We start from the raw sequence: 22,820 nt of genomic DNA, 5'->3' as shown, positions 1-22,820 counted from the left end.
CTCTCCGCTGTGTTATTCAATAATCTTTACGCCTGCTGGGCTACCTACAATCACCACGTTAGCGGGGTTTAAGGCAAAAATACCATTAGTTACCACGCCTGCAATATTATTTAAGGTCTTTTCAGTTTCCACTGGATTAAGGATTTTAAAGTTATAAATATCTAAAATCACATTGCCATTATCGGTTACGACACCCTCACGATATTCTGGGCTTCCCCCTAACTCCACTAATTTACGTGCCACTTGCGAACGTGCCATAGGAATAACCTCAATGGGCAGAGGAAAGGTTGATCCCAACACCTCAACTTGTTTACTTTGATCCACAATACAAATAAACTTTTTGGCTAAAGAAGCCACAATTTTTTCTCTGGTCAACGCCGCTCCGCCCCCTTTGATCATGGCTTTATGCGGAGTAATTTCGTCCGCACCGTCCACATAAATATCCAAGCTGGTTACTTCATTAGCATTCAATACCTCAATACCCTGTTCACGCAATAATTGCTCAGAATGTTTTGAGGCAGCCACCGCCCCTTTCACTTTTTCTTTTATACTGCCTAATAATTCAATAAAACAATTTACCGTAGAACCGCTTCCCACCCCGATAATACTGTCTTCTTGCACATAGTTTAACGCTGCCTGTGCCGCTTGTTTCTTCATTGCGAGTTGATCCATATTTCTTTCCCTATCTTTAAGCAAAGGTTTACAAATTGGCTAAGGTGTTTAATTTATAACTATTCATATTAAGTTACAAGGGGCGATAAAGAGATATTTGGTAATAAGCTATAACTTTATTGACTATTAGAATGGGAATGTATAATCGTTCTGCTTTAAAATAATACGGCTTAGCACACATTGTTTTATTTTAAAGTGAAATGACTATATCAACACAAAACCATCATTATTCGCCTAATTAAACCAAAAAAATCTCCAACAAATCATTTAAAAACAATTTGCCTTGATTGGTAATTTGCCAGTGGGTGGGGGTTTCTATCAGATATTGTTGATCCATTGCCCGCTGGATTTGTGGTTGAATTTGGTTTAGGGATAAACCAGTAAATTGTTCAAAGTCCGTTTTGGGTGTGGGGTCAAGTAGGCGAAAACGGTTCATAAAGAACTCAAAAGGGCGGTCAATTTCTGCAATATTTTTTTGTTCATAGCGATATTCGCCTCGCATATAGCCTTTAGGGTGTTTGGTTTTGCTATAACGGATAATTTCGCCCGTTGGCAAGCTAAGTTTACCATGTGCCCCGCAACCAATGGCAAGGTAATCGCCAAATCGCCAGTAATTAAGGTTATGTTGGCATTGATAGCCTGCTTTGGCATAGGCGGATGTTTCGTATTGTTGGTAGCCTGCTTGGCTTAGTAATTGATGACCTTGCTCAAAAATAGCCCATAATTCATCGTCATCAGGCAATGTGGGCGGACGATAGGCAAACATGGTATTGGGTTCAATAGTCAGTTGATACCAAGAAAGATGCGGGGGATTTAGGGCGATGGCTTGTTGTAAATCCGCAAGGGCTTGTTCAAGGGTTTGATCGGGCAAGCCGTGCATTAAATCTAGGTTAAAACTGCGTAAGCCTGCCTGTTGGGCATAATGTACCGCTTGTATTGCTTCAGCACCATTATGAATACGTCCCAATTTTTGCAATTTGTCATCAGCAAAACTTTGAATGCCCATTGAAATACGGTTTACCCCTGCTTGCTGGTAACCAATAAAACGGTTTGCCTCTGCGGTTCCAGGGTTTGCCTCAAGGGTGATCTCAATTTGTGGGCTAAAAGGGATCACTTGCTGAATTTGTGCCAATAAATAGGCGATACTTTCCGCTTGAAACAGGCTTGGCGTGCCACCACCAATAAAAATAGATTGCAGGGGGCGTTGTTGAATACTGGCGGAAAAATCTTGTAAATCCGCCTGTAAATCCTTGAGCAAATGAGAAAGATATTGTTGCTCAGGGATTTCGCCTTTTTGTGCGTGCGAATTGAAATCGCAATAGGGGCATTTTTGTACACACCAAGGAATATGGATATACAAACTCAGCGGTGGCAGTGTTAGCACAGCATTACCTAATGGCGTTGTGGATTAATTTTTGTTTTAGCTGTGCCAGGGCTTTAGCACGGTGTGAGATTTTTTTCTTTTCACTGGTGTCCACTTCGGCAAAGCTGGCGTTGAGTTCGGGGCTAAAAAATAGGCTATCATAACCAAAGCCATTATCGCCTTTTTCTTCGGTTAAAATTGTCCCCATACATTCTCCCTCTGCGATAATCGGCGAGGGATCTTTGGCATGCTGTAACATTACAATGCAACTGACAAATTTTGCTTGTCGTTGTTCGTCATTAAGTGCGGTCATTTTTTGCAATAATTTTTGCCGATTATGTTTATCCGCTAACTCGCCGTCAACCCCAGCATAACGTGCAGAATATAAACCCGGTTCACCGCCTAATGCAGGAACAACTAAACCAGAGTCATCGGCAATAGCAGGCAAACCCGATACTTCACTGGCATAACGAGCTTTTAATAAGGCATTTTCCACAAAAGTTAAGCCTGTTTCCTCAGGGCTTTCAATATTGAGTGCCGATTGTGCAATCACTTCAAAACCAAAGTCCGCTAACACGTCCGCCATTTCCTTGACTTTGCCTTGATTACTAGTCGCTAATACCACTTTTTGTTTCATTTTCTTTTATCCTTTTCACACATTAGCCACGTATTTTATCAGTTCGTCCGCAAAAAACTAGCAGTGTTTTATTTCTTATCGTCATTGTTATAGTCATTTCAATTTAAACTATAGTCGTTTCAATTTAAAATAAGACAAGGCGGCACGCCGAAGACAGTACAATGAGTACGGCAAGGCGTGCCAACACAGTATTATTTTAAAGTGGAACGGCTATATAAGGTTGCCACAGATTCACGCCACACTAATGTGGGTTTAAGAATAAAAGTGCGGTAGTTTTCTGGATTATTTTGCTGAATACGTGCTAACAAAATTTCTACCGCTCGTTGTCCTAATTCTTGTTTAGGTTGATGAATGGTGGTAAGTGGTGGAGCAAGATATTGAGCTAAATTAATATCATCATAACCAATAATGGATATATCTTGTGGAATGGACAATTTATGCCGCCAAGCGGTTTGGTACGCTCCCATTGCAATGGTATCACTACAAGCAAACACGGCGGTAGGGCGTTGTGCTAAAGCTAATAACTTTTCCATACCCTCAATACCGCCGGCAAAGTCAAAATGGCTTTCAATAATCCATTCTGGTCGGCAAGTAATCTGATATTCTGCCAAGGCTTGTTGATAGCCTAACAACCGATTTTGGGCAAGGGGTTTGGCTAAATTGCCTGTAATAATCCCAATATGTTGATGCCCTTGTTCAAGCAAGGTTTTCGTGGCTAAATAACCACCATAAATAGCATCTTCATAGATTTTATCCGCTGGCAATTCCATTGGCCACCAGTCCATAACCACCACAGGAAGATGAAGATTTAATGGCTTTGTTTGTTTAAAGCTTTCTTCCGCACACATTAATAGCAAACCATCAATTTTTTTCTGGATTAAGGTTTGAATATTGTGGCTAAGACGTTGTTCATTGCCAGTAATATTGGAAATCATCAGATTATAATGATGCTGATTACAATAACACTCCACCGCATTGATTACTTCAGAAAAAAAAGGATTATTGGTGGTAGTAACCAACATACCAATGGTTTTAGTGGATTTAATTTTTAAGCTACGTGCCAGCACTGAAGGTTGATAATCTAATTGTTCCACCACTTTCATCACACGCTCACGAATTTCCTCGCTCACATAACGAGAACCATTAATAACATGAGAAACCGTTGAAGTGGAAACCTTTGCCATACGGGCAATGTCTTTCATTGTTGCCATAATATTAGTTTGTTTGCTGTTGTAAAAATGCCAAAATCTCCGCTCGTTGCGGAATGGACGGTTGTGCCCCAGTTCGAGTAACACTGATCGCTGCCGCGGCTTGAGCAAAACGTAAAGCGGATAATAAAGGCTGTTGTTCACATAATGCTACCATTAATGCTCCATTAAAGGTATCGCCAGCGGCAGTGCTATCCTGTGCTTGCACCTTAAAGCCCGCAATAAACTGTCCTTGTCCTTGTTGGCTAACATAAATGCCCTTTGCACCGAGGGTAATAATCACGCATTCAATTCCCCATTGATGAAAAACCGCTGCTGCTTGATTTGCACTTTCTTGATCTTTCACAGTGATCCCTGTTAATAAGGCAGTTTCTGTTTCATTTGGGGTAATAATATCCACCAATTCCAATAATTCCAAGGGTAATGTGGTCGCTGGAGCAGGGTTTAACACCACTTTTGTTTGTGCCGCTTTCGCATAGCTTGCCGCCTGTATAATCGCTGGTATTGGCGTTTCTAGCTGCATTAACAAATAATCCCCTTGGCAAATAACAGATTTATATTGGCTCACTGCCTTTGCCGTCAAGGCAGCATTGGCTCCGCTGGCAATCACAATATTATTTTCGCCTTGTGCATTCACTTGGATCATTGCAACCCCTGTCCTTTGTTCAGGGATTACCTCAATAGCTTGGGTATCAATCCCTTCTTGGCAAAAGGCTTGTTTCATCGCCTGTCCAATATTATCTGCTCCAATACAACCAATAAAACTCACTTCGCCTCCAGCCCTTGCTGCGGCGACCGCTTGGTTTGCCCCTTTACCACCATAAACCACGGTATAATGCGAACCCGTTAAGGTTTCACCCGGTTTGGCAAAATAAGGCACAGAAATAATATGATCAGCATTAATACTGCCTAAGACTGTCAACTTTTTCATGATTACGTTCTCGTTATGCTCCCTTTAAAGTGCGGTCAAAATTCACCGCACTTTCGATTACTTTATTATCGTCATTTCAATTTAAAATGAGCGATTTGTTCTATTGGCTAATCACTTTCAATGGCACAGGAATAATCGCCTCAACCTTTTCGCCTTTTAACACTCGGTCGGCGGTAATCACGCCCAATTCCCCAATTAACGCAGGCTGTTGAGCAATAGTTGCCGCTAAATATCCTCGTTTTACTGCATTAATTCCGTCATCAGTGCCGTCAAAACCTACGATCAATACCTTTTTATTCGCCGCTCTAATGGCTCTTAATGCCCCTAATGCCATTTCATCATTTTGTGCAAATACCGCTTGTACCTCTGCTTGGCTTGCCAGTAAATTCTCCATTACATTTAATCCTTTACTGCGATCAAAATCCGCAGGCTGACTTGCTAAAAGATCAAATTGATGAATTTGCACTGCTTGATGAAAACCCTCTCCTCGTTCTCTGGCAGCAGAAGTCCCTGCAATGCCCTCAAGCTGAATCACTTTCGCTTGTTGCCCAAGTTGTTGAGCAATAAAATCGCCAGCCATTTTTCCTCCTGCGACATTATCAGAAGCAATATGGCTTACCACTTGTCCGTTTGCCGCACCACGATCTAACGTAATAACAGGAATACCTTGCCGATTTGCAATAGCTACCGCCGTTCCTACTGCCTGTGAATCCGTTGGGTTAATTAATAACAACTTAACACCACGCACCATTAAATCTTCCACATTAGCCAATTCTTTAGCGGGATCATTTTGTGAATCTAAAATCACTAGATTATAGCCCAGTTCATCGGCTTTTTGTTTTGCCCCATCTCGTAGCGAAACGAAAAAAGGATTGTCTAGGGTAGATACCGCTAAAGCAATGGTTTGTTTGGCAATAGCAATATGTGTAGCAAACATTGCCGTTAATGCCACCAATAATGATTTTGCAATCTTTTTCATAGGGTTCTCCTTAATCATGTTACACTTTTTTATTTGCTAAATAGTTATCGGCTAATACCGCCACCAAGATAACTAAGGCTTTTGCTATCATTTGATAGTAAGATGAAATATCCAATAAATTCAGGGCGTTATTTAGAAAACCGATAATCAATGCTCCAATCAATGTTCCCATTACTCGCCCTTTTCCGCCCATTAAACTCGTACCACCAACCACCACAGCCGCAATCGCATCTAATTCATAGGAAACACCAGCGGTAGGTTGTGCGGAAGAAAGACGAGAAGTGACAATCAAGCCAGCCAATGCCGCAAGAAAACCACTGACCGCAAACACGAAAATTTTGACTTTATTGACATTAATGCCTGATAACTGAGTAGCGGCTTCATTGCCTCCTAAAGCATAAATATAACGCCCAATCGGTGTATGCTTTAATACATACCAAGCCACCACAAAAACCAGTGCCATCAACCAAATCGGCACAGGAATTCCCCATAAATAACCCGTACCAAGATAGGCAAAATGTTCTGCACTGTCAGAAAAGCCTGTGCTAATTGGACGACCATCGGTATAAACCATCGTTACCCCTCGTAATAGCGTCATTGTTACTAAGGTTGCAATAAAGGCCTGTACTTTGCCTTTTGCCACAATCACACCACTTACGCCACCTAATAATGTGCCAATCAATAAGGTAACGGGGATAACCAGAAAAATGGAAAGTTCCATACCCACCATAGAAGCCGCCATTGCCCCTGTGAGCGCCAATACCGAGCCTACCGACAAATCAATCCCCGCAATTAAAATCACAAAGGTCATACCCACCGCAATAATCGCATTTACCGAGGTTTGGCGTAAAATATTCAGGATATTGTCCACACTAAAAAAGTGAGGGTTTAACATTGAAACCACCGCAATTAATATCAATAACGCAATAATTGAACGTTGTTCTATTAAAAATGCACCTAACTTAAAAGGGGCTTTCTGTTTAATTGCAACCATATATCGTTCCTCTCTTAATGTTGTTGGCTAATGGCAGCTGCCAGTAACTTTTCTTGAGTTGCCTCATTACGCTGAAATTCGGCACTGATTTTTCCTTCGCACATCACTAAAATGCGATCACTCATACCCAAGACTTCAGGCATATCCGAAGACACCATAATGATGCTCAACCCCTCTTGTTTAAACTTATTGATTAACTGGTAAATCTCTTTTCTTGCTCCCACATCAACGCCTCTCGTTGGTTCATCAATAATTAATACATTTGGACGAGTTAATAATCCTTTTGCAATGGCAACTTTTTGCTGATTACCGCCAGACAACAAACCAATTTGCTGTTCCCTTGTGGGAGTTTTAATATTGAATAACGCAATAAAATCATCAACGATCATTGTTTCCGCTTTACTATCAATATGCCCCCAATGTGAAAGTTGTTTTAATGCCGTTAATGACATATTTTCTTTTACTGACAAGGATAAAATCAGCCCATCACCCTTACGATCTTCGGAAATATAAACAATGCCATTCTCTAATCCCTCTTGTGGGCAACGATTTAAAATTTTTTGCTGATTTAACCGCACTTCTCCCGCTATAATAGGCAATGCACCATAAATCATTTTCATTAATTCACTACGTCCTGCCCCCATTAAGCCAGAAATACCAAGGATCTCACCCTCATATAATTGAAAACTCACACCGTCAATCCCTTGTCCCACCAAATGTTCTACCTCTAAACGTAACTTTCCTCGTGGTTGGTTAATATGGGGATATTGTTCATCTAAACTACGCCCTACCATCAGCTCAATTAATCGTTCTTCAGTTAAATCCTTAACTTCACATTCCGCAATAAACTGCCCATCACGCAAAACCGTAACATCATCACAAATTTGAAATATCTCTTTGATACGGTGGGAAATATAGACAATACCACATTGTTGTGCCTTTAGTTCGGCAATCACTTGAAACAATGTCGCAGTTTCTTTATCTGTTAAAGCGTCCGTTGGTTCGTCCATAATGATAACTTTAGCCTGAAAACTTAAGGCTTTAGCAATTTCTACTAGTTGTTGCTCACCAAGAGATAATTGGCTACAAAGGGTGTGGCTACGATGCTTAACCCCTAATTTAGCCAGCAACTTATCCGCTTCGGCATACATTTTTGCCCAGTCAATCCGTCCCCAAGGGGTGATAAACTCTCGCCCAAGAAAAATATTTTCCGCAATGGTTAAGTTACCTATTAAATTTAATTCTTGATGAATAATACTAATACCAGCTTGTTGTGAAGCTCTTGGATTAGCAAAATTGACACTTTGCCCTAAATACAGGATATCGCCTGCGTCTTTGCAATAAATTCCCGTCAACACTTTCATTAAGGTAGATTTACCTGCCCCATTTTCCCCCATTAACGCCATAACTCGCCCTGCATAAACGGATAAGCAAGCCTGATTTAAGGCTTTAACACCGGGGAAAATTTTATCTACATGAGAAATCTTCAATAATGGCTGTTTAGACATACCACCTCCTATAAACGAAGATTAAAAAGGCACACCTGAATAGAGAATAATATTGGCATAAGGCGAACATTCCCCTGTACGCACAATACCTTTACAAGACTGTGTCTGTTGTTTAAAAACAGCATGTTCAACCTCATCAATTTGAATAGTATTACCCTGTTGCTCGGCTAAATCCGCAATTTTGGCTAAAAGTGCGGTATAAATTTGCGGATTTTTTTGTTTTATCTCACTTGCTAATAACACACGTTCAACAAAAAGCTCTTGTACGACCACATCAAATGTTTGCAAAAAGCTAGGAATATTAGGACATAATGCTAAATCAATACGCTCTAAGTGTTGAGCAATAGGTAAGCCTGCATCACAAATAGCTAAACTATCAGTATGCCCCAAACGGGCAATCAAATGAGAAAGAGGGGCATTTAATAAGGCTGTTTTTTTCATGGATCATTTCTCGCTAATCAATTCACAATTATTTTCCTAGCGAAACGTTTCGCTAAACTTAAATGAATTGTAAAAAGAAAAAATCCAAAAGGAAAATAGGTATTGTTAAAAATGTGAACAGGATCAAGAAATTCCTTTCTTAATCCAATATTGATAAGGTAAAGAATCCGTTTGTTGCTCAAGCAAAGTATGATCCATAAACTGACAAAAACTCGGTATATCTCTAGTTGTCGCAGGATCATCAGCAATAATATGCAATATTTCACCCTCTTGCATATGCCGAATAGTTTTACGGACTAACATCACAGGTTCAGGGCAACGCAACCCCATTGCATCTAGCTGTTGATGACTGATTAAATTATTCATAATCTCTACTTATCTATACTTAGAAAATTGTTGGCTATCATACCTTAAAGCCAATAAAACCATAAAAGAAATTTATACGAGTATAGAACAATTAATACCGCAATCTATATTGATGATATTAGAAAAAATTATTTCAAAACTTACCGCACTTTGATCAAAAATGATGCTATTTTATTTGATATAGCCGTTCAATTTAAAATAAAACAAGGTAACAAACCAAAGATAATTTGGTGTCCAATATCTAAACAAACAATATTCTAATGATTATTCTGTTAGTTGCTATTAATCTTCTATCTTCCCAGCACTGTATCATTTTAAAATGGGACAAGTATAAAATAAAAAAACCTGCACTTGGCAGGCTTTTTCATATTTATATTAGAATTATTCCGCTGCTGCTTCAGTAGCTACTTCAGGGCGATCAACTAATTCAATGTATGCCATTGGTGCATTATCGCCTGCACGGAAACCGCATTTTAAAATGCGAGTATATCCACCTGCACGCTGTGCAAAACGTGGACCTAATTCATTAAATAATTTTGTAACAACATCAATGTTACGAGTACGAGCAAAAGCTAAACGGCGATTTGCCACACTATCTACTTTTGCTAAAGTAATTAACGGCTCAACTACACGACGTAATTCTTTCGCTTTAGGTAAAGTCGTTTTGATGATCTCGTGAGTCACCAATGAACTTGCCATATTACGGAACATCGCTTGGCGATGGCTACTATTACGGTTTAGTTGACGACCACTCTTACGATGGCGCATGATCTTATCCTTCTCAGAAAAATCTTAACCTAAATGACCTAATCTTCAGCAATACTTGCTGGCGGCCAATTTTCAAGGCGCATACCTAGTGATAGTCCACGTGAAGCCAAAACGTCCTTAATTTCAGTAAGAGATTTCTTACCTAAATTAGGGGTTTTTAATAATTCAACTTCTGTGCGTTGTACTAAATCACCGATATAATGAATTGTTTCTGCTTTCAAACAGTTAGCAGAACGAACTGTCAACTCTAAGTCATCAACAGGACGTAGTAAAATCGGATCAAATTCCGGTTTTTCTTCCTTAACTTCAGGCTGACGAACATCGCGCAAATCAACGAATGCATCAAGTTGCTCTGCTAAAATCGTTGCTGCTCGACGAATTGCATCTTCTGGATCAATAGTGCCGTTAGTTTCCAATTCAATTACTAATTTGTCTAAGTCAGTACGTTGTTCAACACGAGCTGCCTCAACATTATAAGCAATACGATCTACTGGACTATAACAAGCATCTACCAATAAACGACCAATAGGACGCTCTTCATCTTGAGCATGAACACGAGCAGAAGCAGGAACATAGCCTCTACCACGTTGCACACGAATACGCATTTGAATTGATGCGTTTTCGTCTGTCAAATGACAAATTACATGCTCAGGATTTACGATCTCAACATCACCATCATGAATGATGTCACCTGCAACAACAGGGCCAATGCCAGATTTGCTCAATGTTAATAAAACATCATCTTTATTCTGTACTTTAACCGCTAGGCCTTTTAAGTTTAAAAGTACTTCAAGAATATCTTCTTGAACACCTTCTTTACTACTATACTCATGCAATACGCCATCAATCTCAACTTCAGTTACGGCACAACCCGGCATTGAAGATAAAAGAATACGACGCAATGCATTACCTAATGTGTGACCAAATCCACGCTCTAACGGCTCTAAGATCACTTTAGCATGAGTTGAACTAATTTGTTCAATATCTACTAAGTGTGGCTTTAAAAATTCTGTAACAGAACCCTGCATTTTATCCTCTCTTTGCTGCGCGAAACTTTAACTATTATTTAGAATAAAGCTCGACGATCAGATGTTCGTTAATATCTGCTGATAAATCAGAACGTTCAGGAACACGTTTGAAAACACCTTCCATTTTAGCAGCATCAACATCTAACCATGTTGGTTTTTCTCTTTGTTCTGCTAATTCTAATGATGCTTTGATACGAGCTTGTTTTTTTGATTTTTCACGAACTGCAATAACATCATCAACAGAAACTTGGAAAGATGGAATATTCACAACACGACCATTTACAACAATCGCTTTATGGCTCACTAATTGGCGAGCTTCTGCACGAGTTGCAGCAAATCCCATGCGATAAACAACGTTATCCAATCGACCTTCTAACAACACTAATAGGTTTTCACCTGTGTTACCTTTTAAACGGTTTGCTTCTTTATAGTAGTTACGGAATTGACGTTCTAATACGCCATAAATACGACGAACTTTTTGTTTCTCACGTAATTGACTACCATAATCAGACAAACGTGGTTTGCGAGCACCGTGTTGACCTGGTGCTGTATCAATTTTACATTTTGAATCAATCGCGCGGACACCTGATTTAAGGAATAAATCGGTACCTTCACGACGGCTCAGCTTGAGCTTAGGACCCAAATATCTTGCCATTTTCTTTCTCCAACTATCCTATGACGCCATTAAACACGACGTTTCTTCGGTGGACGACAACCGTTATGAGGAATCGGAGTCACATCAGTAATATTCGTAATACGGAAACCCGCTGCATTTAATGCACGAATAGTTGACTCACGACCAGGACCAGGTCCTTTCACCATAACTTCCAAGTTCTTTAAGCCGAATTCTTTTACCATTTCGGCACAACGTTCTGCGGCAACCTGTGCTGCAAACGGTGTAGATTTACGAGAACCACGGAAACCTGAACCGCCAGCAGTTGCCCATGCTAGAGCGTTACCTTGACGATCAGTAATAGTAACGATTGTGTTATTGAAAGAGGCATGAATATGAGCCACGCCATCTACAACTTGTTTTTTTACACGTTTACGTGTACGAACTGGTGTTTTAGCCATTTATATTACCCCGACTATTTCTTGATCGGTTTACGAGGACCCTTACGGGTACGCGCGTTAGTTTTAGTGCGTTGACCACGCACCGGTAAACCACGACGATGACGTAAACCACGATAACATCCTAAATCTAATAGACGTTTGATGTTAAGTGTTACTTCACGACGTAAGTCACCTTCAACAGTAAATTTACCAACTTCGTCACGCAGTTTATCAATCTGCTCTTCAGACAATTCACTGATCTTAACATTCTCAGCAATTCCCGTTGCCGCACAAATATGTTGTGCACGAGTTTTGCCGATACCATAGATAGCAGTTAATGCGATCACAGTGTGTTTATGATCAGGAATGTTAATGCCTGCAATACGGGCCACTATGCACTCCTATATTTTAACTAATTTGATATACTGATCTTGAAAAGCCCGTTTCAGGATACTCAAACAGTATATCAAGGACATAAATGAGCTGAGCAGTATATCCGCTCAGCTGGTTCTTTGCAAGAAAATATTTCAATTAACCTTGACGTTGTTTATGTTTAGGGTCTGAACATAGTACACGTACAACCCCTTCACGTTTAACAACTTTACAGTTACGACATAATTTCTTCACGGAAGCACGAACTTTCATTGCTTATCCCTTTTCTATCAAAAGACAATATTACTATTGTCCAAAACCTTTAAGGTTTGCTTTTTTCAACGCAGATTCATATTGAGTAGACATTAAATGACTTTGAACCTGAGCGATGAAATCCATTATTACCACAACGACAATCAACAAAGACGTTCCGCCAAAATAAAACTGAACATTCCATGCTGACATCATAATGTAAGGAATCAAACATACAAATGTAATATATAGACCGCCAATTAATGTTAAGCGAGTCATAATCTTATCAATATAACGTGATGTTTGTTCACCGGGTCTAATTCCAGGTATAAATGCACCTGACTTTTTCAAATTATCAGCGGTATCACGCGGATTATATTGCATTGCGGTATAAAAGAAACTAAAGAAAATAATAGACACCGCATATAATATCATATAAAGCGGTTGTCCGGGTGCTAATAACATAGATAAATCAGTCAACCAATCTGCACTCGCTCCCTGACCAAACCATTGGCTTAAGGTTGCAGGGAATAGAATGATACTTGAAGCAAAAATAGCAGGGATAACACCAGCCATATTTACTTTTAATGGTAAATGACTACTATGCCCACCAAGAATCTGACGACCTTGTTGGCGTTTAGCATATTCAACTTTAATTCTTCTTTGTCCTCTTTCAACAAAGACCACAAAATAAGTAACCGCAAATACAATCACTGCTATTAATAATAGTGCCAGTGCGTGCATTTGTCCTTGACGAGCCTGCTCAATAGTTTGACCAATTGCAGATGGTAATCCAGCTACAATACCCGCAAAAATAATTAAAGAAATACCATTACCAATACCACGTTCAGTAATTTGCTCTCCTAGCCACATTAGGAACATAGTTCCCGTTACCAAGCTAATTACCGCAGTAAAATAAAAACCAAATCCAAGATTTGGTACTAAACCGGGTAACATATTTGGTAAGCCAGTTGAGATACCTATGGCTTGAATGGTTGCAAGGCCTAAAGTTGAATAGCGTGTATATTTGCTAATTTTACGCCGACCTGCTTCACCTTCTTTCTTTAATTCAGCTAATGCTGGGTGGACCGTTGTCAATAATTGTATAATAATCGATGCCGAGATATACGGCATGATCCCTAATGCAAAAATCGATGCTCGGCTCAATGCACCACCAGAGAACATATTAAACATATCAATGATGGTGCCTTTTTGTTGTTCAATTAATTGAGCTAAAACGGCTGCATCAATACCAGGAACGGGAATAAAAGAGCCTATACGAAAAACGATAAGTGCTCCTAACACAAACCATAGTCTGCGTTTTAATTCACCAGTACCACTTTGAGTACTTCTATTTTGATAACCTGGTTGCTTAGCCATTTGTCAATTATTCCTCGATTGAACCGCCTGCAGCTTCAATCGCTGCTTTAGCCCCTTTAGTTACACGTAATCCACGAACTGTTACTGCACCTTTCACTTCACCCGCTAAAATAATTTTAACGAATTGAATATCTTTAGTAATAACATTCGCAGCTTTTAATGAATCTAAAGTGACTACATTACCTTCTACTTTGGCAAGGTCATTCAAACGAACTTCAGCTGTTACTGCTGATTTCATTGAAGTAAAACCAAATTTTGGTAAACGACGGTATAAAGGCATTTGACCACCCTCGAAACCACGGCGAACACCGCCACCAGTACGAGATTTTTGACCTTTATGACCACGACCACCAGTTTTACCTAAACCTGAACCAATACCACGACCTAAACGCTTAGCACTATGCTTAGCACCTTCAGCCGGAGATAGAGTATTTAAACGCATCTATTACTCCTCCACTTTAACCATGTATGAAACTTGGTTAATCATACCGCGTACCGCAGGGGTATCAATTAACTCAACGGTATGACGAATATGACGAAGACCTAGACCACGTAACGTAGCTTTATGTTTTGGTAAACGACCAATTGAGCTACGAGTTTGTGTTACTTTAATAGTTTTTGCCATAGTCAATTACCCCAAAATTTCATCAACAGTTTTGCCACGTTTTGCAGCAACCATTTCTGGTGATTTCATATTTGCTAGTGCATCAATAGTTGCACGAACAACGTTGATTGGGTTGGTTGAACCGTATGCTTTAGAAAGAACGTTGCGAACGCCTGCTACTTCTAACACTGCACGCATTGCACCACCTGCGATAATCCCAGTACCTTCACTCGCTGGTTGCATAAATACACGAGAACCAGTGTGAGTACCTTTAACAGGGTGTTGTAATGTCCCTTCATTTAAAGCTACGTTAATCATATTGCGACGTGCTTTTTCCATCGCTTTTTGGATAGCTGCCGGAACTTCACGAGCTTTACCGTAACCAAAACCTACACGACCATTACCATCACCTACTACTGTTAAAGCAGTAAAGCTCATGATACGACCACCTTTTACAGTTTTTGATACACGGTTCACCGCGATTAGCTTCTCTTGCAGTTCACCAGTTTGTTTTTCGATGCTTGCCATCTCAAATTACCTCTATTAGAACTGTAGACCAGCTTCACGGGCAGCGTCCGCTAACGTTTGGACACGACCATGATATTTAAAACCAGAACGATCGAAAGCTACGCTTTTTACGCCTTTCGCTAATGCACGCTCAGCAACAGTTTTACCTACTACTGCAGCAGCATCTTTATTTCCGGTATATTTTACTTGCTCACTAATTACTTTCTCAACAGTTGAAGCAGCGGCAAGCACTTCTGAACCGTTTGGTGCAATCACTTGAGCATAAATATGACGAGGAGTACGGTGAATAACTAAACGAGTTACTCCTTGTTCTCTCATCATATGACGTGCACGTGCTGCACGACGGATACGAGCTGATTTCTTATCCATAGTGTTACCTTAATTATTTCTTCTTAGCCTCTTTTGTACGCACCACTTCATCAGCATAGCGTACCCCTTTACCTTTATAAGGTTCAGGACGGCGATAAGCACGAATATCTGCTGCCACTTGACCGATTAATTGTTTATCAATACCTTTTAAAACAATTTCAGTTTGTGATGGGCATTCTGCAGTAATACCCGCAGGCAAAGTATGTTCAATAGGGTGAGAATAACCTAAAGATAAAGCTACTGCATTACCTTTAACTTGTGCTCTATAACCTACCCCTACTAATTGTAGTTTCTTAGTGAAACCTTCAGTAACACCAATAACCATTGCATTAACTAATGCACGTGAAGTCCCTGCTTGTGCATCTGCACCTACCACGCCTTCACGAGGAGAAAACGTCAATGCACCATTATCTTGTTTCACTTCAACTGCATTATGAATCTTGCGAGATAACTCGCCATTTTTACCTTTTACCGTTAATAGCTGACCGTCGAGTTTTACCTCTACGCCGGCAGGAATATTAACGGGTGCTTTAGCAACTCGAGACATTTCCTACCTCTTCTATTAAGCTACGTAACAGATAATCTCACCGCCTAAACCCGCCTGGCGAGCTGCACGGTCAGTCATCACACCTTTAGATGTAGATACAACAGCAACACCTAAACCACCCATTACTCTTGGTAATTCGTCTTTACGTTTATAAATACGAAGACCAGGACGGCTTACACGTTGAATGCTTTCTACAACTGGTTTACCTTGGAAATATTTTAATGTAATTTCCAACTCAGGTTTTGCACCTTCTAATACTTTAAAGCTCTCAATATAACCTTCTTCCGCTAATACATTGGCGATAGCCACTTTTAGCTTGGAGGAAGGCATGTTGATCGCTACTTTATTCGCAGCCTGACCGTTACGAATACGAGTCAACATATCTGCGATTGGATCTTGCATGCTCATGTGCTTTTACTCCGATTCCAAAATAAAGTGGTAAATTACCAACTTGCTTTCTTAAGGCCCGGGATTTCACCACGCATCGCAGCTTCACGGACTTTAATACGACTTAAACCAAACTTACGTAACACACCATGTGGACGTCCAGTTTGACGGCAACGGTTACGCTGACGACTTGGGCTAGAATCACGTGGTAAAGTTTGTAACTTTAACACCGCATTCCAACGATCTTCGTCAGAGGCGTTCACATCTGAAATAATTTTCTTTAATTCAACACGTTTAGCGTAGAATTTTTCAGCTAATTTAGCACGTTTTAAATCGCGCTCGATCATTGATTGTTTAGCCATTTATAACCTGCCTTATTTACGGAATGGGAAGTTAAAGGCAGCAAGTAGTGCTTGACCTTCTTCATCAGTTTTCGCCGTAGTAGTAATAGTAATATCTAAACCACGTACACGATCCACTTTATCATAATCGATTTCAGGGAAGATGATTTGTTCACGCACACCCATGCTATAATTACCACGTCCATCAAATGATTTCGCACTTAAACCACGGAAATCACGAATACGTGGAACAGCAATAGAGATTAATCGTTCAAAAAATTCCCACATACGCTCACCACGTAGGGTCACTTTACAACCGATTGGATATCCCTGACGGATTTTAAAGCCAGCAACAGATTTGCGAGCTTTAGTTACTAAAGGTTTTTGACCGCTGATTGCTGCTAAATCCGCTACTGCGTTATCTAGCAATTTCTTGTCGGTCAATGCTTCACCCACACCCATATTCAGGGTTATCTTTTCGATTCGTGGGACTTGCATGACAGATTTGTAGTTGAATTTTGATTTTAATTCATTCACTACTGTATCTCTGTAGTAATCATGCAGTTTCGCCATCGCATTACTCCAGTTAATTAAATTGTTTTACCAGTAGATTTGAAGAAACGCACTTTTTTACCATCTTCAAATCGGAAACCTACACGGTCAGCTTTATTTGTTTCAGGATTGAAAATCGCTACATTTGAAACATCAATAGGTGCTTCTTTCTTCACTAAACCACCTGCTTTACCTAAAGCTGGTACAGGTTTTTCATGTTTAGTAATAACGTTTAAACCTTCAACAATTACTTTACCATTCGGTAATACTTTTGTTACTTTACCACGTTTGCCTTTGCCCTTTTCAGTGCTACCAGCAATCATAATAACTTCATCGTTTTGACGGATTTTTGCAGCCATTTTCACTTCTCCTTACAGTACTTCTGGTGCCAAAGAAATGATCTTCATAAACTTCTCAGAACGAAGTTCACGCGTCACTGGTCCGAAAATACGTGTACCGATTGGTTGCTCAGTATTGTTATTTAAAACTACACAAGCATTACCATCGAAGCGAATAACTGATCCATCTGGGCGACGAACACCCTTCTTGGTGCGCACAACAACTGCTTTTAACACATCACCTTTTTTCACTTTACCGCGAGGAATTGCTTCTTTCACAGTAATTTTGATAATATCGCCAATAGCAGCATAACGACGGTGCGATCCACCTAGAACCTTGATACACATTACGCTACGTGCGCCAGAGTTATCTGCCACGTCAAGCATAGTCTGTTCTTGGATCATCTTAGTACTCCGCTAAAATATAAACAAAACCCTTTCGGGGACGAATCACTTACCGATACAGGCAAGTGGGCTTGGATTTTATCATAATACCCTAAATAAAGGCAACTGGTTTTTGAAATGAGTAAACAGAAAACTTTTTAAAAATGGCCGCACTTTGTATAAAACTAGCTATGAATAAAAAATTAGCCTAATAGCATTGTTTATATGGATCATTACTCTCCAATTATGAGATGCTGAACACATTAACAATATTTAAACATTACCATATTATTCATAATCTATTCCCCACCTAACATTATCTATTAACACTATTAGTAATCTATTATTGATATTTGATCGTTAAATTCTGATACAGATCAACAGTAAAAGTTCTGCAAGGTAAAAAATCTGATAAGACTTCAAAATGAGGATGATGATAACGTCCTAACGGATTGGCTGAAAAAACTGCAATTTTTGCCTCTATATCATTAGCTAACCCTTGATACCAATTAGATCTAGAGCCATGATGTGGTACTTGCAAACAAAACATTTTTTCTATATTGTCAACACCAATATAATCTTCTAATAATTTAAAATATTCTTTCTTATTTAAATTACCATCTCCTGTATATAAAAGAGCAAATCCATTATAATTATTTAAGCATTGACAATAACCAAAATAATGCCTTAGCCTATTAAGGAAACAAAAATATTTATTACTAGTTATATCAACTTCATTTGTAAGCGTAATCTTATTAAATACTCCTTGATCTGGCAATACATACAAAAACAATGAGATAATATTTTGCTTATTAGTAAACCTTTTTTTATATAGATTTTTCAAATCAATGAGAGCATTGCTAATATCATTATTATATTTACTTAAAATATTCTTAATATCTTGTTTCAATTTTTCTAAGTTTGCAGGTATACCAACAACCTGCAAAGGCATATTGTAAGGAATAAAACTAATTCCTTGATAAGTAAATTTAATCGCTTTTTTAAGAGAAACAATAGTAAACTTAATATTTTCCCCTATTGAATCACTATCTAAATATTTAAGACCATTTTTAGTATTAATATCACTTTTATCAAACTCATCAAATTCATCAAAATTAATAGTTGAAAAATTTCCACTATCGGAATTTTCATCTGACGTAGACGGAGGAATAAGAATAATAGTACAACTATCCGTTAAAGAATCACCATAATGTTTTTGTAAATACTGGAAAGGATTTAAATAGAACTCAAATAAAGATTTATCTACTTTATTTTTAAAAAAGATAAATAATCGTTCCTCTAATGGGTAATATGGCATAAATAAATAGCGAACAGTTCTCCCTTTTAGTAACTCAGATAATCCTGAAATATGATCTTTATCAAAGTGGGATATAGCAAGCAAATCAATGACTTTATTCTGATATCTATCCTTCATTTTTTTTACAGAGGGAATAATATGATGCTGATTTGTTGAACCACAGTCATAGACCCAAATAAATTCTTTATTATTATCGATTATTCTGCCACTAGAAAACAGCCCTTGCCCTACATTCCAAAAAGTATATTCCATTTTTATCATATTATTCCTCTCTTACATTAGTATTATTTGAGAAAACGAACAAGCATATCTAATTTCAATACTATTTCATTTTATACTATCCTAATGATTAAAATCTAGACTCCATGACAAAAAAATGCCCTCAAAAGAGGGCATTTAAAGATTAAGTTGGTTGATTAAGCATTTACTGCTTTTTCAACAACACGAACTAAAGTGTGGGATTTTGTTTTAGAGATTGGACGACATTCACGAATCTCAACAATATCACCTTCTTTAGCTTGATTGTTTTCGTCATGCACATGTAATTTTGTAGTGCGACGGATAAATTTACCGTATAACGGGTGTTTTACGAAACGCTCAATCGCGATTGTAAAAGATTTATCCATTTTGTCGCTAATTACACGACCTTGCAATGTGCGAATTTTATCAGTCATTACTCACCCGCCTTCTCTGTTAGAACAGTTTTTACCTGTGCGATACTACGGCGCACTTGTTTTAACTGATGGGTTTGTTGAAGCTGACCGGTGGCTGCTTGCATACGCAACTTGAATTGCTCACCTAACAAGTTAACCAATTCAGCATTCAGCTCTTCAACACTTTTTGTACGTAGTTCTTGAGCTTTCATTACATCACCGTCTTAGTTACGAACGTTGTTTTGAATGGAAGTTTTGCCGCAGCTAATGCAAAAGCATTGCGGGCAATTTCTTCAGATACACCGTCCATTTCATATAATACTTTACCCGGCTGGATTAGGGCTACCCAGTACTCAACGTTACCTTTACCTTTACCCATACGGACTTCTAATGGTTTTTCTGTAATTGGTTTATCTGGGAATACTCGGATCCAGATTTTACCTTGACGTTTTACAGCACGCGTCATTGCACGACGAGCGGCTTCAATTTGACGCGCAGTTAAACGACCACGACCAATTGCTTTTAAACCGTAAGTACCGAAGCTAACTTCTGTACCACCAGCAATACCACGGTTACGACCTTTGTGGACTTTGCGGAATTTTGTACGTTTTGGTTGCAACATTTAGCAGTTCTCCTTACTTACGACCTTTACCACGAGGTGCCTTTTTCGGCGTGGCAGGTTGTTGTTCTGGTTGTTGTGCCACTGCAGCCATACCACCTAAAATCTCACCTTTGAAGATCCATACTTTTACGCCGATAACGCCGTAAGTTGTATGAGCTTCAGCTGTGCTATAATCGATGTCTGCACGAAGAGTATGAAGAGGTACACGACCTTCACGATACCATTCTGAACGTGCAATTTCTGCACCACCTAAACGACCGCTTACTTCAACTTTGATACCTTTTGCTCCTAAACGCATTGCATTTTGTACGGCTTTTTTCATCGCACGACGGAACATTACACGGCGCTCAAGTTGAGAAGCAATGTTTTCTGCAACCAATTTTGCATCTAATTCAGGTTTTTTCACTTCAGCGATGTTAATTTGTGCAGGTACACCAGCAATAGTTGCTACTGCATTGCGTAATTTTTCAACATCTTCGCCTTTTTTACCAATTACGATACCCGGGCGAGCTGTGTGAATAGTTACTCGAATACTTTTTGCTGGACGTTCAATAGTGATACGTGAAACAGAAGCATTCGCTAACTTTTTATTTAAGAATTTACGTACTTTGAAATCGCCATCTAAATTATCAGCGAAATCTTGTGTATTCGCGAACCAAGTAGAGTTCCAAGGTTTAACAATACCTAAGCGAATACCATGTGGATGTACTTTTTGACCCATTTGCTATTCCTCTACTCTTAACGATCTGACACAACCACTGTAATGTGGCTTGTACGTTTTAAAATACGATCTGCACGACCTTTAGCTCGTGGCATAACACGTTTCATGCTAGGACCTTCATCTACAAAAATCTTAGCAACTTTAAGATCATCGATATCTGCACCGTCATTATGCTCTGCATTAGCAATCGCTGATTCAAGCACTTTCTTAACTAAAGCAGCTGCTTTTTTATTAGTATAAGTTAAGATTTCTAACGCTTGAGCGACTTTTTTACCGCGGATTAAGTCCGCAACTAAACGAGCTTTTTGTGCTGAAGTGCGAGCGTAACGATGTTTTGCAATAGTTTCCATCTTTTACCCCTTACTTCTTAGCTTTCTTATCCGCAGCATGACCGCGGTAAGTACGAGTCGGTGCAAATTCACCTAATTTATGACCGATCATTTCATCAGAAATAAATACAGGAACGTGCTGACGACCATTATGGACAGCGATGGTCAATCCAATCATTGATGGAATGATCATTGAACGACGGGACCAAGTTTTAATTGGTTTTTTATCCCCGCTTTCCACCGCTTTCTCTACCTTCTTCAACAAGTGTAGGTCAAGGAATGGACCCTTCTTGAGAGAACGTGGCATGGTTTATCCTCTATCTAATCAAAAAAAATTATTTACCACGGCGGCGTACGATATATTTATCAGTACGTTTGTTATGGCGAGTTTTCTTACCTTTAGTCTGAACGCCCCATGGAGTCACAGGATGTTTACCAAAGTTACGACCTTCACCACCACCATGAGGGTGATCTACCGGGTTCATTGCTGTACCGCGAACAGTTGGACGAATACCTCTCCAACGACTTGCACCTGCTTTACCAAGTACACGTAACATATGTTCTGAGTTACCCACTTCACCGATAGTTGCACAACATTCTGCTAATACTTTACGCATTTCACCAGAACGTAAACGTAAGGTTACATAGTTACCTTCACGTGCAATAATTTGTACATAAGCACCAGCTGAACGTGCAATTTGTCCGCCTTTACCTGGTTTTAATTCAACATTATGTACAGTTGAACCAACTGGGATATTACGCATTGGTAAGCTATTACCAACTTTAATTGCCGCATTCACACCAGCTTGGATTTGATCGCCTACAGATAAACCTTTAGGTGCTAAGATATAACGGCGTTCACCGTCTTTATATAACACTAAAGCAATATTTGCAGAACGATTTGGATCATATTCTAGACGCTCAACAACCGCAGGAATATCTAATTTATTACGTTTAAAATCAATTAGACGATAATGTTGTTTATGACCACCACCGATATGACGTGTAGTGATACGACCTAGGTTGTTACGACCACCCGTTTTAGATTTTGTTGCTAATAAAGGTGCATAAGGCTTACCTTTATATAAATCTGGGTTAACAACTTTAACAACATGACGACGACCAGCGGAGGTCGGCTTACATTTTACGATAGCCATCTTCTTCTAATCCTCCGA

At 39.3% G+C, this 22,820-nt stretch carries 35 protein-coding genes; all 35 read right to left on the bottom strand.

Features of this window, described 5'->3' with window-relative positions:
* Window positions 1-12: 12 nt before the first annotated feature.
* On the bottom strand, window positions 13-672 hold the full coding sequence (rpiA, locus tag A6A20_RS07690) for a ribose-5-phosphate isomerase RpiA (RefSeq protein ID WP_279572874.1): 660 nt from the start codon (window positions 670-672) through the stop codon (window positions 13-15).
* A gap of 238 nt (window positions 673-910) precedes the next feature.
* Window positions 911-2,056 carry a radical SAM family heme chaperone HemW gene (hemW, locus tag A6A20_RS07685; protein WP_279572873.1) on the bottom strand — a complete coding sequence of 382 codons (1,146 nt, stop codon included), beginning with the start codon at window positions 2,054-2,056 and terminating at the stop codon, window positions 911-913.
* A 4-nt stretch (window positions 2,057-2,060) separates the two neighbouring features.
* Window positions 2,061-2,672: an RdgB/HAM1 family non-canonical purine NTP pyrophosphatase gene (gene rdgB, locus A6A20_RS07680; RefSeq protein WP_279572872.1), complete on the bottom strand. Its 612-nt coding sequence runs from the start codon at window positions 2,670-2,672 to the stop codon at window positions 2,061-2,063.
* A 191-nt stretch (window positions 2,673-2,863) separates the two neighbouring features.
* Window positions 2,864-3,883 carry a substrate-binding domain-containing protein gene (locus A6A20_RS07675; protein WP_279572871.1) on the bottom strand — a complete coding sequence of 340 codons (1,020 nt, stop codon included), beginning with the start codon at window positions 3,881-3,883 and terminating at the stop codon, window positions 2,864-2,866.
* 4 nt (window positions 3,884-3,887) lie between these two features.
* Window positions 3,888-4,811: a ribokinase gene (rbsK, locus tag A6A20_RS07670; RefSeq protein WP_279572870.1), complete on the bottom strand. Its 924-nt coding sequence runs from the start codon at window positions 4,809-4,811 to the stop codon at window positions 3,888-3,890.
* A 100-nt stretch (window positions 4,812-4,911) separates the two neighbouring features.
* Entirely contained in the window at window positions 4,912-5,790 is an 879-nt protein-coding gene (gene rbsB, locus A6A20_RS07665; protein WP_279572869.1) for a ribose ABC transporter substrate-binding protein RbsB, read from the bottom strand.
* Between the two features lie 19 nt (window positions 5,791-5,809).
* Window positions 5,810-6,784 (bottom strand): ribose ABC transporter permease, encoded by a 975-nt coding sequence (gene rbsC / locus A6A20_RS07660; protein WP_279572868.1) that lies wholly within the window; start codon window positions 6,782-6,784, stop codon window positions 5,810-5,812.
* A 14-nt stretch (window positions 6,785-6,798) separates the two neighbouring features.
* The gene (rbsA, locus tag A6A20_RS07655) at window positions 6,799-8,292 is read right to left on the bottom strand and encodes a ribose ABC transporter ATP-binding protein RbsA (RefSeq protein WP_279572867.1); all 1,494 of its coding nucleotides are present in this window, start codon (window positions 8,290-8,292) and stop codon (window positions 6,799-6,801) included.
* A gap of 21 nt (window positions 8,293-8,313) precedes the next feature.
* Window positions 8,314-8,733: a D-ribose pyranase gene (gene rbsD / locus A6A20_RS07650; protein WP_279572866.1), complete on the bottom strand. Its 420-nt coding sequence runs from the start codon at window positions 8,731-8,733 to the stop codon at window positions 8,314-8,316.
* A gap of 123 nt (window positions 8,734-8,856) precedes the next feature.
* The gene (gene tusA, locus A6A20_RS07645) at window positions 8,857-9,099 is read right to left on the bottom strand and encodes a sulfurtransferase TusA (protein WP_279572865.1); all 243 of its coding nucleotides are present in this window, start codon (window positions 9,097-9,099) and stop codon (window positions 8,857-8,859) included.
* 381 nt (window positions 9,100-9,480) lie between these two features.
* Window positions 9,481-9,867: a 50S ribosomal protein L17 gene (rplQ, locus tag A6A20_RS07640; RefSeq protein WP_279572864.1), complete on the bottom strand. Its 387-nt coding sequence runs from the start codon at window positions 9,865-9,867 to the stop codon at window positions 9,481-9,483.
* Window positions 9,868-9,905: 38 nt separating this feature from the next.
* On the bottom strand, window positions 9,906-10,895 hold the full coding sequence (locus A6A20_RS07635) for a DNA-directed RNA polymerase subunit alpha (protein WP_132690356.1): 990 nt from the start codon (window positions 10,893-10,895) through the stop codon (window positions 9,906-9,908).
* A gap of 34 nt (window positions 10,896-10,929) precedes the next feature.
* On the bottom strand, window positions 10,930-11,550 hold the full coding sequence (gene rpsD / locus A6A20_RS07630; RefSeq protein WP_279572863.1) for a 30S ribosomal protein S4: 621 nt from the start codon (window positions 11,548-11,550) through the stop codon (window positions 10,930-10,932).
* A gap of 29 nt (window positions 11,551-11,579) precedes the next feature.
* Window positions 11,580-11,969 carry a 30S ribosomal protein S11 gene (gene rpsK / locus A6A20_RS07625; RefSeq protein WP_132690360.1) on the bottom strand — a complete coding sequence of 130 codons (390 nt, stop codon included), beginning with the start codon at window positions 11,967-11,969 and terminating at the stop codon, window positions 11,580-11,582.
* Window positions 11,970-11,983: 14 nt separating this feature from the next.
* On the bottom strand, window positions 11,984-12,340 hold the full coding sequence (gene rpsM, locus A6A20_RS07620; protein WP_132690362.1) for a 30S ribosomal protein S13: 357 nt from the start codon (window positions 12,338-12,340) through the stop codon (window positions 11,984-11,986).
* Between the two features lie 139 nt (window positions 12,341-12,479).
* Window positions 12,480-12,593: a 50S ribosomal protein L36 gene (rpmJ, locus tag A6A20_RS07615; protein WP_005543607.1), complete on the bottom strand. Its 114-nt coding sequence runs from the start codon at window positions 12,591-12,593 to the stop codon at window positions 12,480-12,482.
* A gap of 33 nt (window positions 12,594-12,626) precedes the next feature.
* On the bottom strand, window positions 12,627-13,952 hold the full coding sequence (secY, locus tag A6A20_RS07610; protein ID WP_132690364.1) for a preprotein translocase subunit SecY: 1,326 nt from the start codon (window positions 13,950-13,952) through the stop codon (window positions 12,627-12,629).
* Between the two features lie 7 nt (window positions 13,953-13,959).
* On the bottom strand, window positions 13,960-14,394 hold the full coding sequence (rplO, locus tag A6A20_RS07605) for a 50S ribosomal protein L15 (protein WP_132690366.1): 435 nt from the start codon (window positions 14,392-14,394) through the stop codon (window positions 13,960-13,962).
* 3 nt (window positions 14,395-14,397) lie between these two features.
* Window positions 14,398-14,577, bottom strand: coding sequence for a 50S ribosomal protein L30 (rpmD, locus tag A6A20_RS07600; RefSeq protein WP_132690368.1), 180 nt, complete (start codon window positions 14,575-14,577; stop codon window positions 14,398-14,400).
* Between the two features lie 6 nt (window positions 14,578-14,583).
* A complete protein-coding gene (gene rpsE / locus A6A20_RS07595) occupies window positions 14,584-15,084 on the bottom strand; it encodes a 30S ribosomal protein S5 (RefSeq protein ID WP_132690370.1) in 501 nt (166 codons plus the stop codon).
* Window positions 15,085-15,099: 15 nt separating this feature from the next.
* Window positions 15,100-15,453, bottom strand: a complete 354-nt coding sequence (gene rplR, locus A6A20_RS07590) for a 50S ribosomal protein L18 (protein WP_132690372.1) — start codon at window positions 15,451-15,453, stop codon at window positions 15,100-15,102.
* Window positions 15,454-15,466: 13 nt separating this feature from the next.
* Window positions 15,467-16,000 carry a 50S ribosomal protein L6 gene (gene rplF, locus A6A20_RS07585; RefSeq protein WP_132690374.1) on the bottom strand — a complete coding sequence of 178 codons (534 nt, stop codon included), beginning with the start codon at window positions 15,998-16,000 and terminating at the stop codon, window positions 15,467-15,469.
* A gap of 15 nt (window positions 16,001-16,015) precedes the next feature.
* Entirely contained in the window at window positions 16,016-16,408 is a 393-nt protein-coding gene (rpsH, locus tag A6A20_RS07580; RefSeq protein WP_279572862.1) for a 30S ribosomal protein S8, read from the bottom strand.
* A 35-nt stretch (window positions 16,409-16,443) separates the two neighbouring features.
* Window positions 16,444-16,749 carry a 30S ribosomal protein S14 gene (gene rpsN / locus A6A20_RS07575; protein ID WP_132690378.1) on the bottom strand — a complete coding sequence of 102 codons (306 nt, stop codon included), beginning with the start codon at window positions 16,747-16,749 and terminating at the stop codon, window positions 16,444-16,446.
* A gap of 12 nt (window positions 16,750-16,761) precedes the next feature.
* The gene (gene rplE / locus A6A20_RS07570) at window positions 16,762-17,301 is read right to left on the bottom strand and encodes a 50S ribosomal protein L5 (protein WP_132690380.1); all 540 of its coding nucleotides are present in this window, start codon (window positions 17,299-17,301) and stop codon (window positions 16,762-16,764) included.
* 17 nt (window positions 17,302-17,318) lie between these two features.
* Window positions 17,319-17,639 carry a 50S ribosomal protein L24 gene (gene rplX, locus A6A20_RS07565; protein ID WP_132690382.1) on the bottom strand — a complete coding sequence of 107 codons (321 nt, stop codon included), beginning with the start codon at window positions 17,637-17,639 and terminating at the stop codon, window positions 17,319-17,321.
* A 12-nt stretch (window positions 17,640-17,651) separates the two neighbouring features.
* Window positions 17,652-18,023, bottom strand: a complete 372-nt coding sequence (gene rplN, locus A6A20_RS07560) for a 50S ribosomal protein L14 (RefSeq protein ID WP_126599516.1) — start codon at window positions 18,021-18,023, stop codon at window positions 17,652-17,654.
* Window positions 18,024-18,345: 322 nt separating this feature from the next.
* Window positions 18,346-19,581, bottom strand: coding sequence for a ComEC/Rec2 family competence protein (locus A6A20_RS07555; RefSeq protein ID WP_279572861.1), 1,236 nt, complete (start codon window positions 19,579-19,581; stop codon window positions 18,346-18,348).
* 155 nt (window positions 19,582-19,736) lie between these two features.
* Window positions 19,737-19,994, bottom strand: coding sequence for a 30S ribosomal protein S17 (gene rpsQ / locus A6A20_RS07550; protein WP_132690386.1), 258 nt, complete (start codon window positions 19,992-19,994; stop codon window positions 19,737-19,739).
* Complete coding sequence (gene rpmC / locus A6A20_RS07545) at window positions 19,994-20,185, bottom strand: 50S ribosomal protein L29 (protein WP_005717924.1); 192 nt, start codon at window positions 20,183-20,185, stop codon at window positions 19,994-19,996. Before rpmC ends, rpsQ begins: the two co-directional genes overlap by 1 nt.
* Window positions 20,185-20,595, bottom strand: coding sequence for a 50S ribosomal protein L16 (gene rplP, locus A6A20_RS07540; protein ID WP_279572860.1), 411 nt, complete (start codon window positions 20,593-20,595; stop codon window positions 20,185-20,187). Before rplP ends, rpmC begins: the two co-directional genes overlap by 1 nt.
* Window positions 20,596-20,608: 13 nt before the next feature.
* Entirely contained in the window at window positions 20,609-21,316 is a 708-nt protein-coding gene (gene rpsC, locus A6A20_RS07535) for a 30S ribosomal protein S3 (RefSeq protein ID WP_132690390.1), read from the bottom strand.
* Between the two features lie 17 nt (window positions 21,317-21,333).
* A complete protein-coding gene (gene rplV, locus A6A20_RS07530; protein ID WP_050692961.1) occupies window positions 21,334-21,666 on the bottom strand; it encodes a 50S ribosomal protein L22 in 333 nt (110 codons plus the stop codon).
* Between the two features lie 10 nt (window positions 21,667-21,676).
* Window positions 21,677-21,952 (bottom strand): 30S ribosomal protein S19, encoded by a 276-nt coding sequence (gene rpsS / locus A6A20_RS07525; RefSeq protein WP_100289142.1) that lies wholly within the window; start codon window positions 21,950-21,952, stop codon window positions 21,677-21,679.
* Window positions 21,953-21,980: 28 nt separating this feature from the next.
* Entirely contained in the window at window positions 21,981-22,802 is an 822-nt protein-coding gene (gene rplB / locus A6A20_RS07520) for a 50S ribosomal protein L2 (protein WP_279572859.1), read from the bottom strand.
* Window positions 22,803-22,820: the final 18 nt, after the last annotated feature.

Origin of the sequence: Volucribacter amazonae (assembly GCF_029783845.1) — a bacterium.
Taxonomy (GTDB): Bacteria; Pseudomonadota; Gammaproteobacteria; order Enterobacterales; family Pasteurellaceae; genus Volucribacter; species Volucribacter amazonae.
This window is presented reverse-complemented; position numbering and strand designations above follow the sequence as displayed.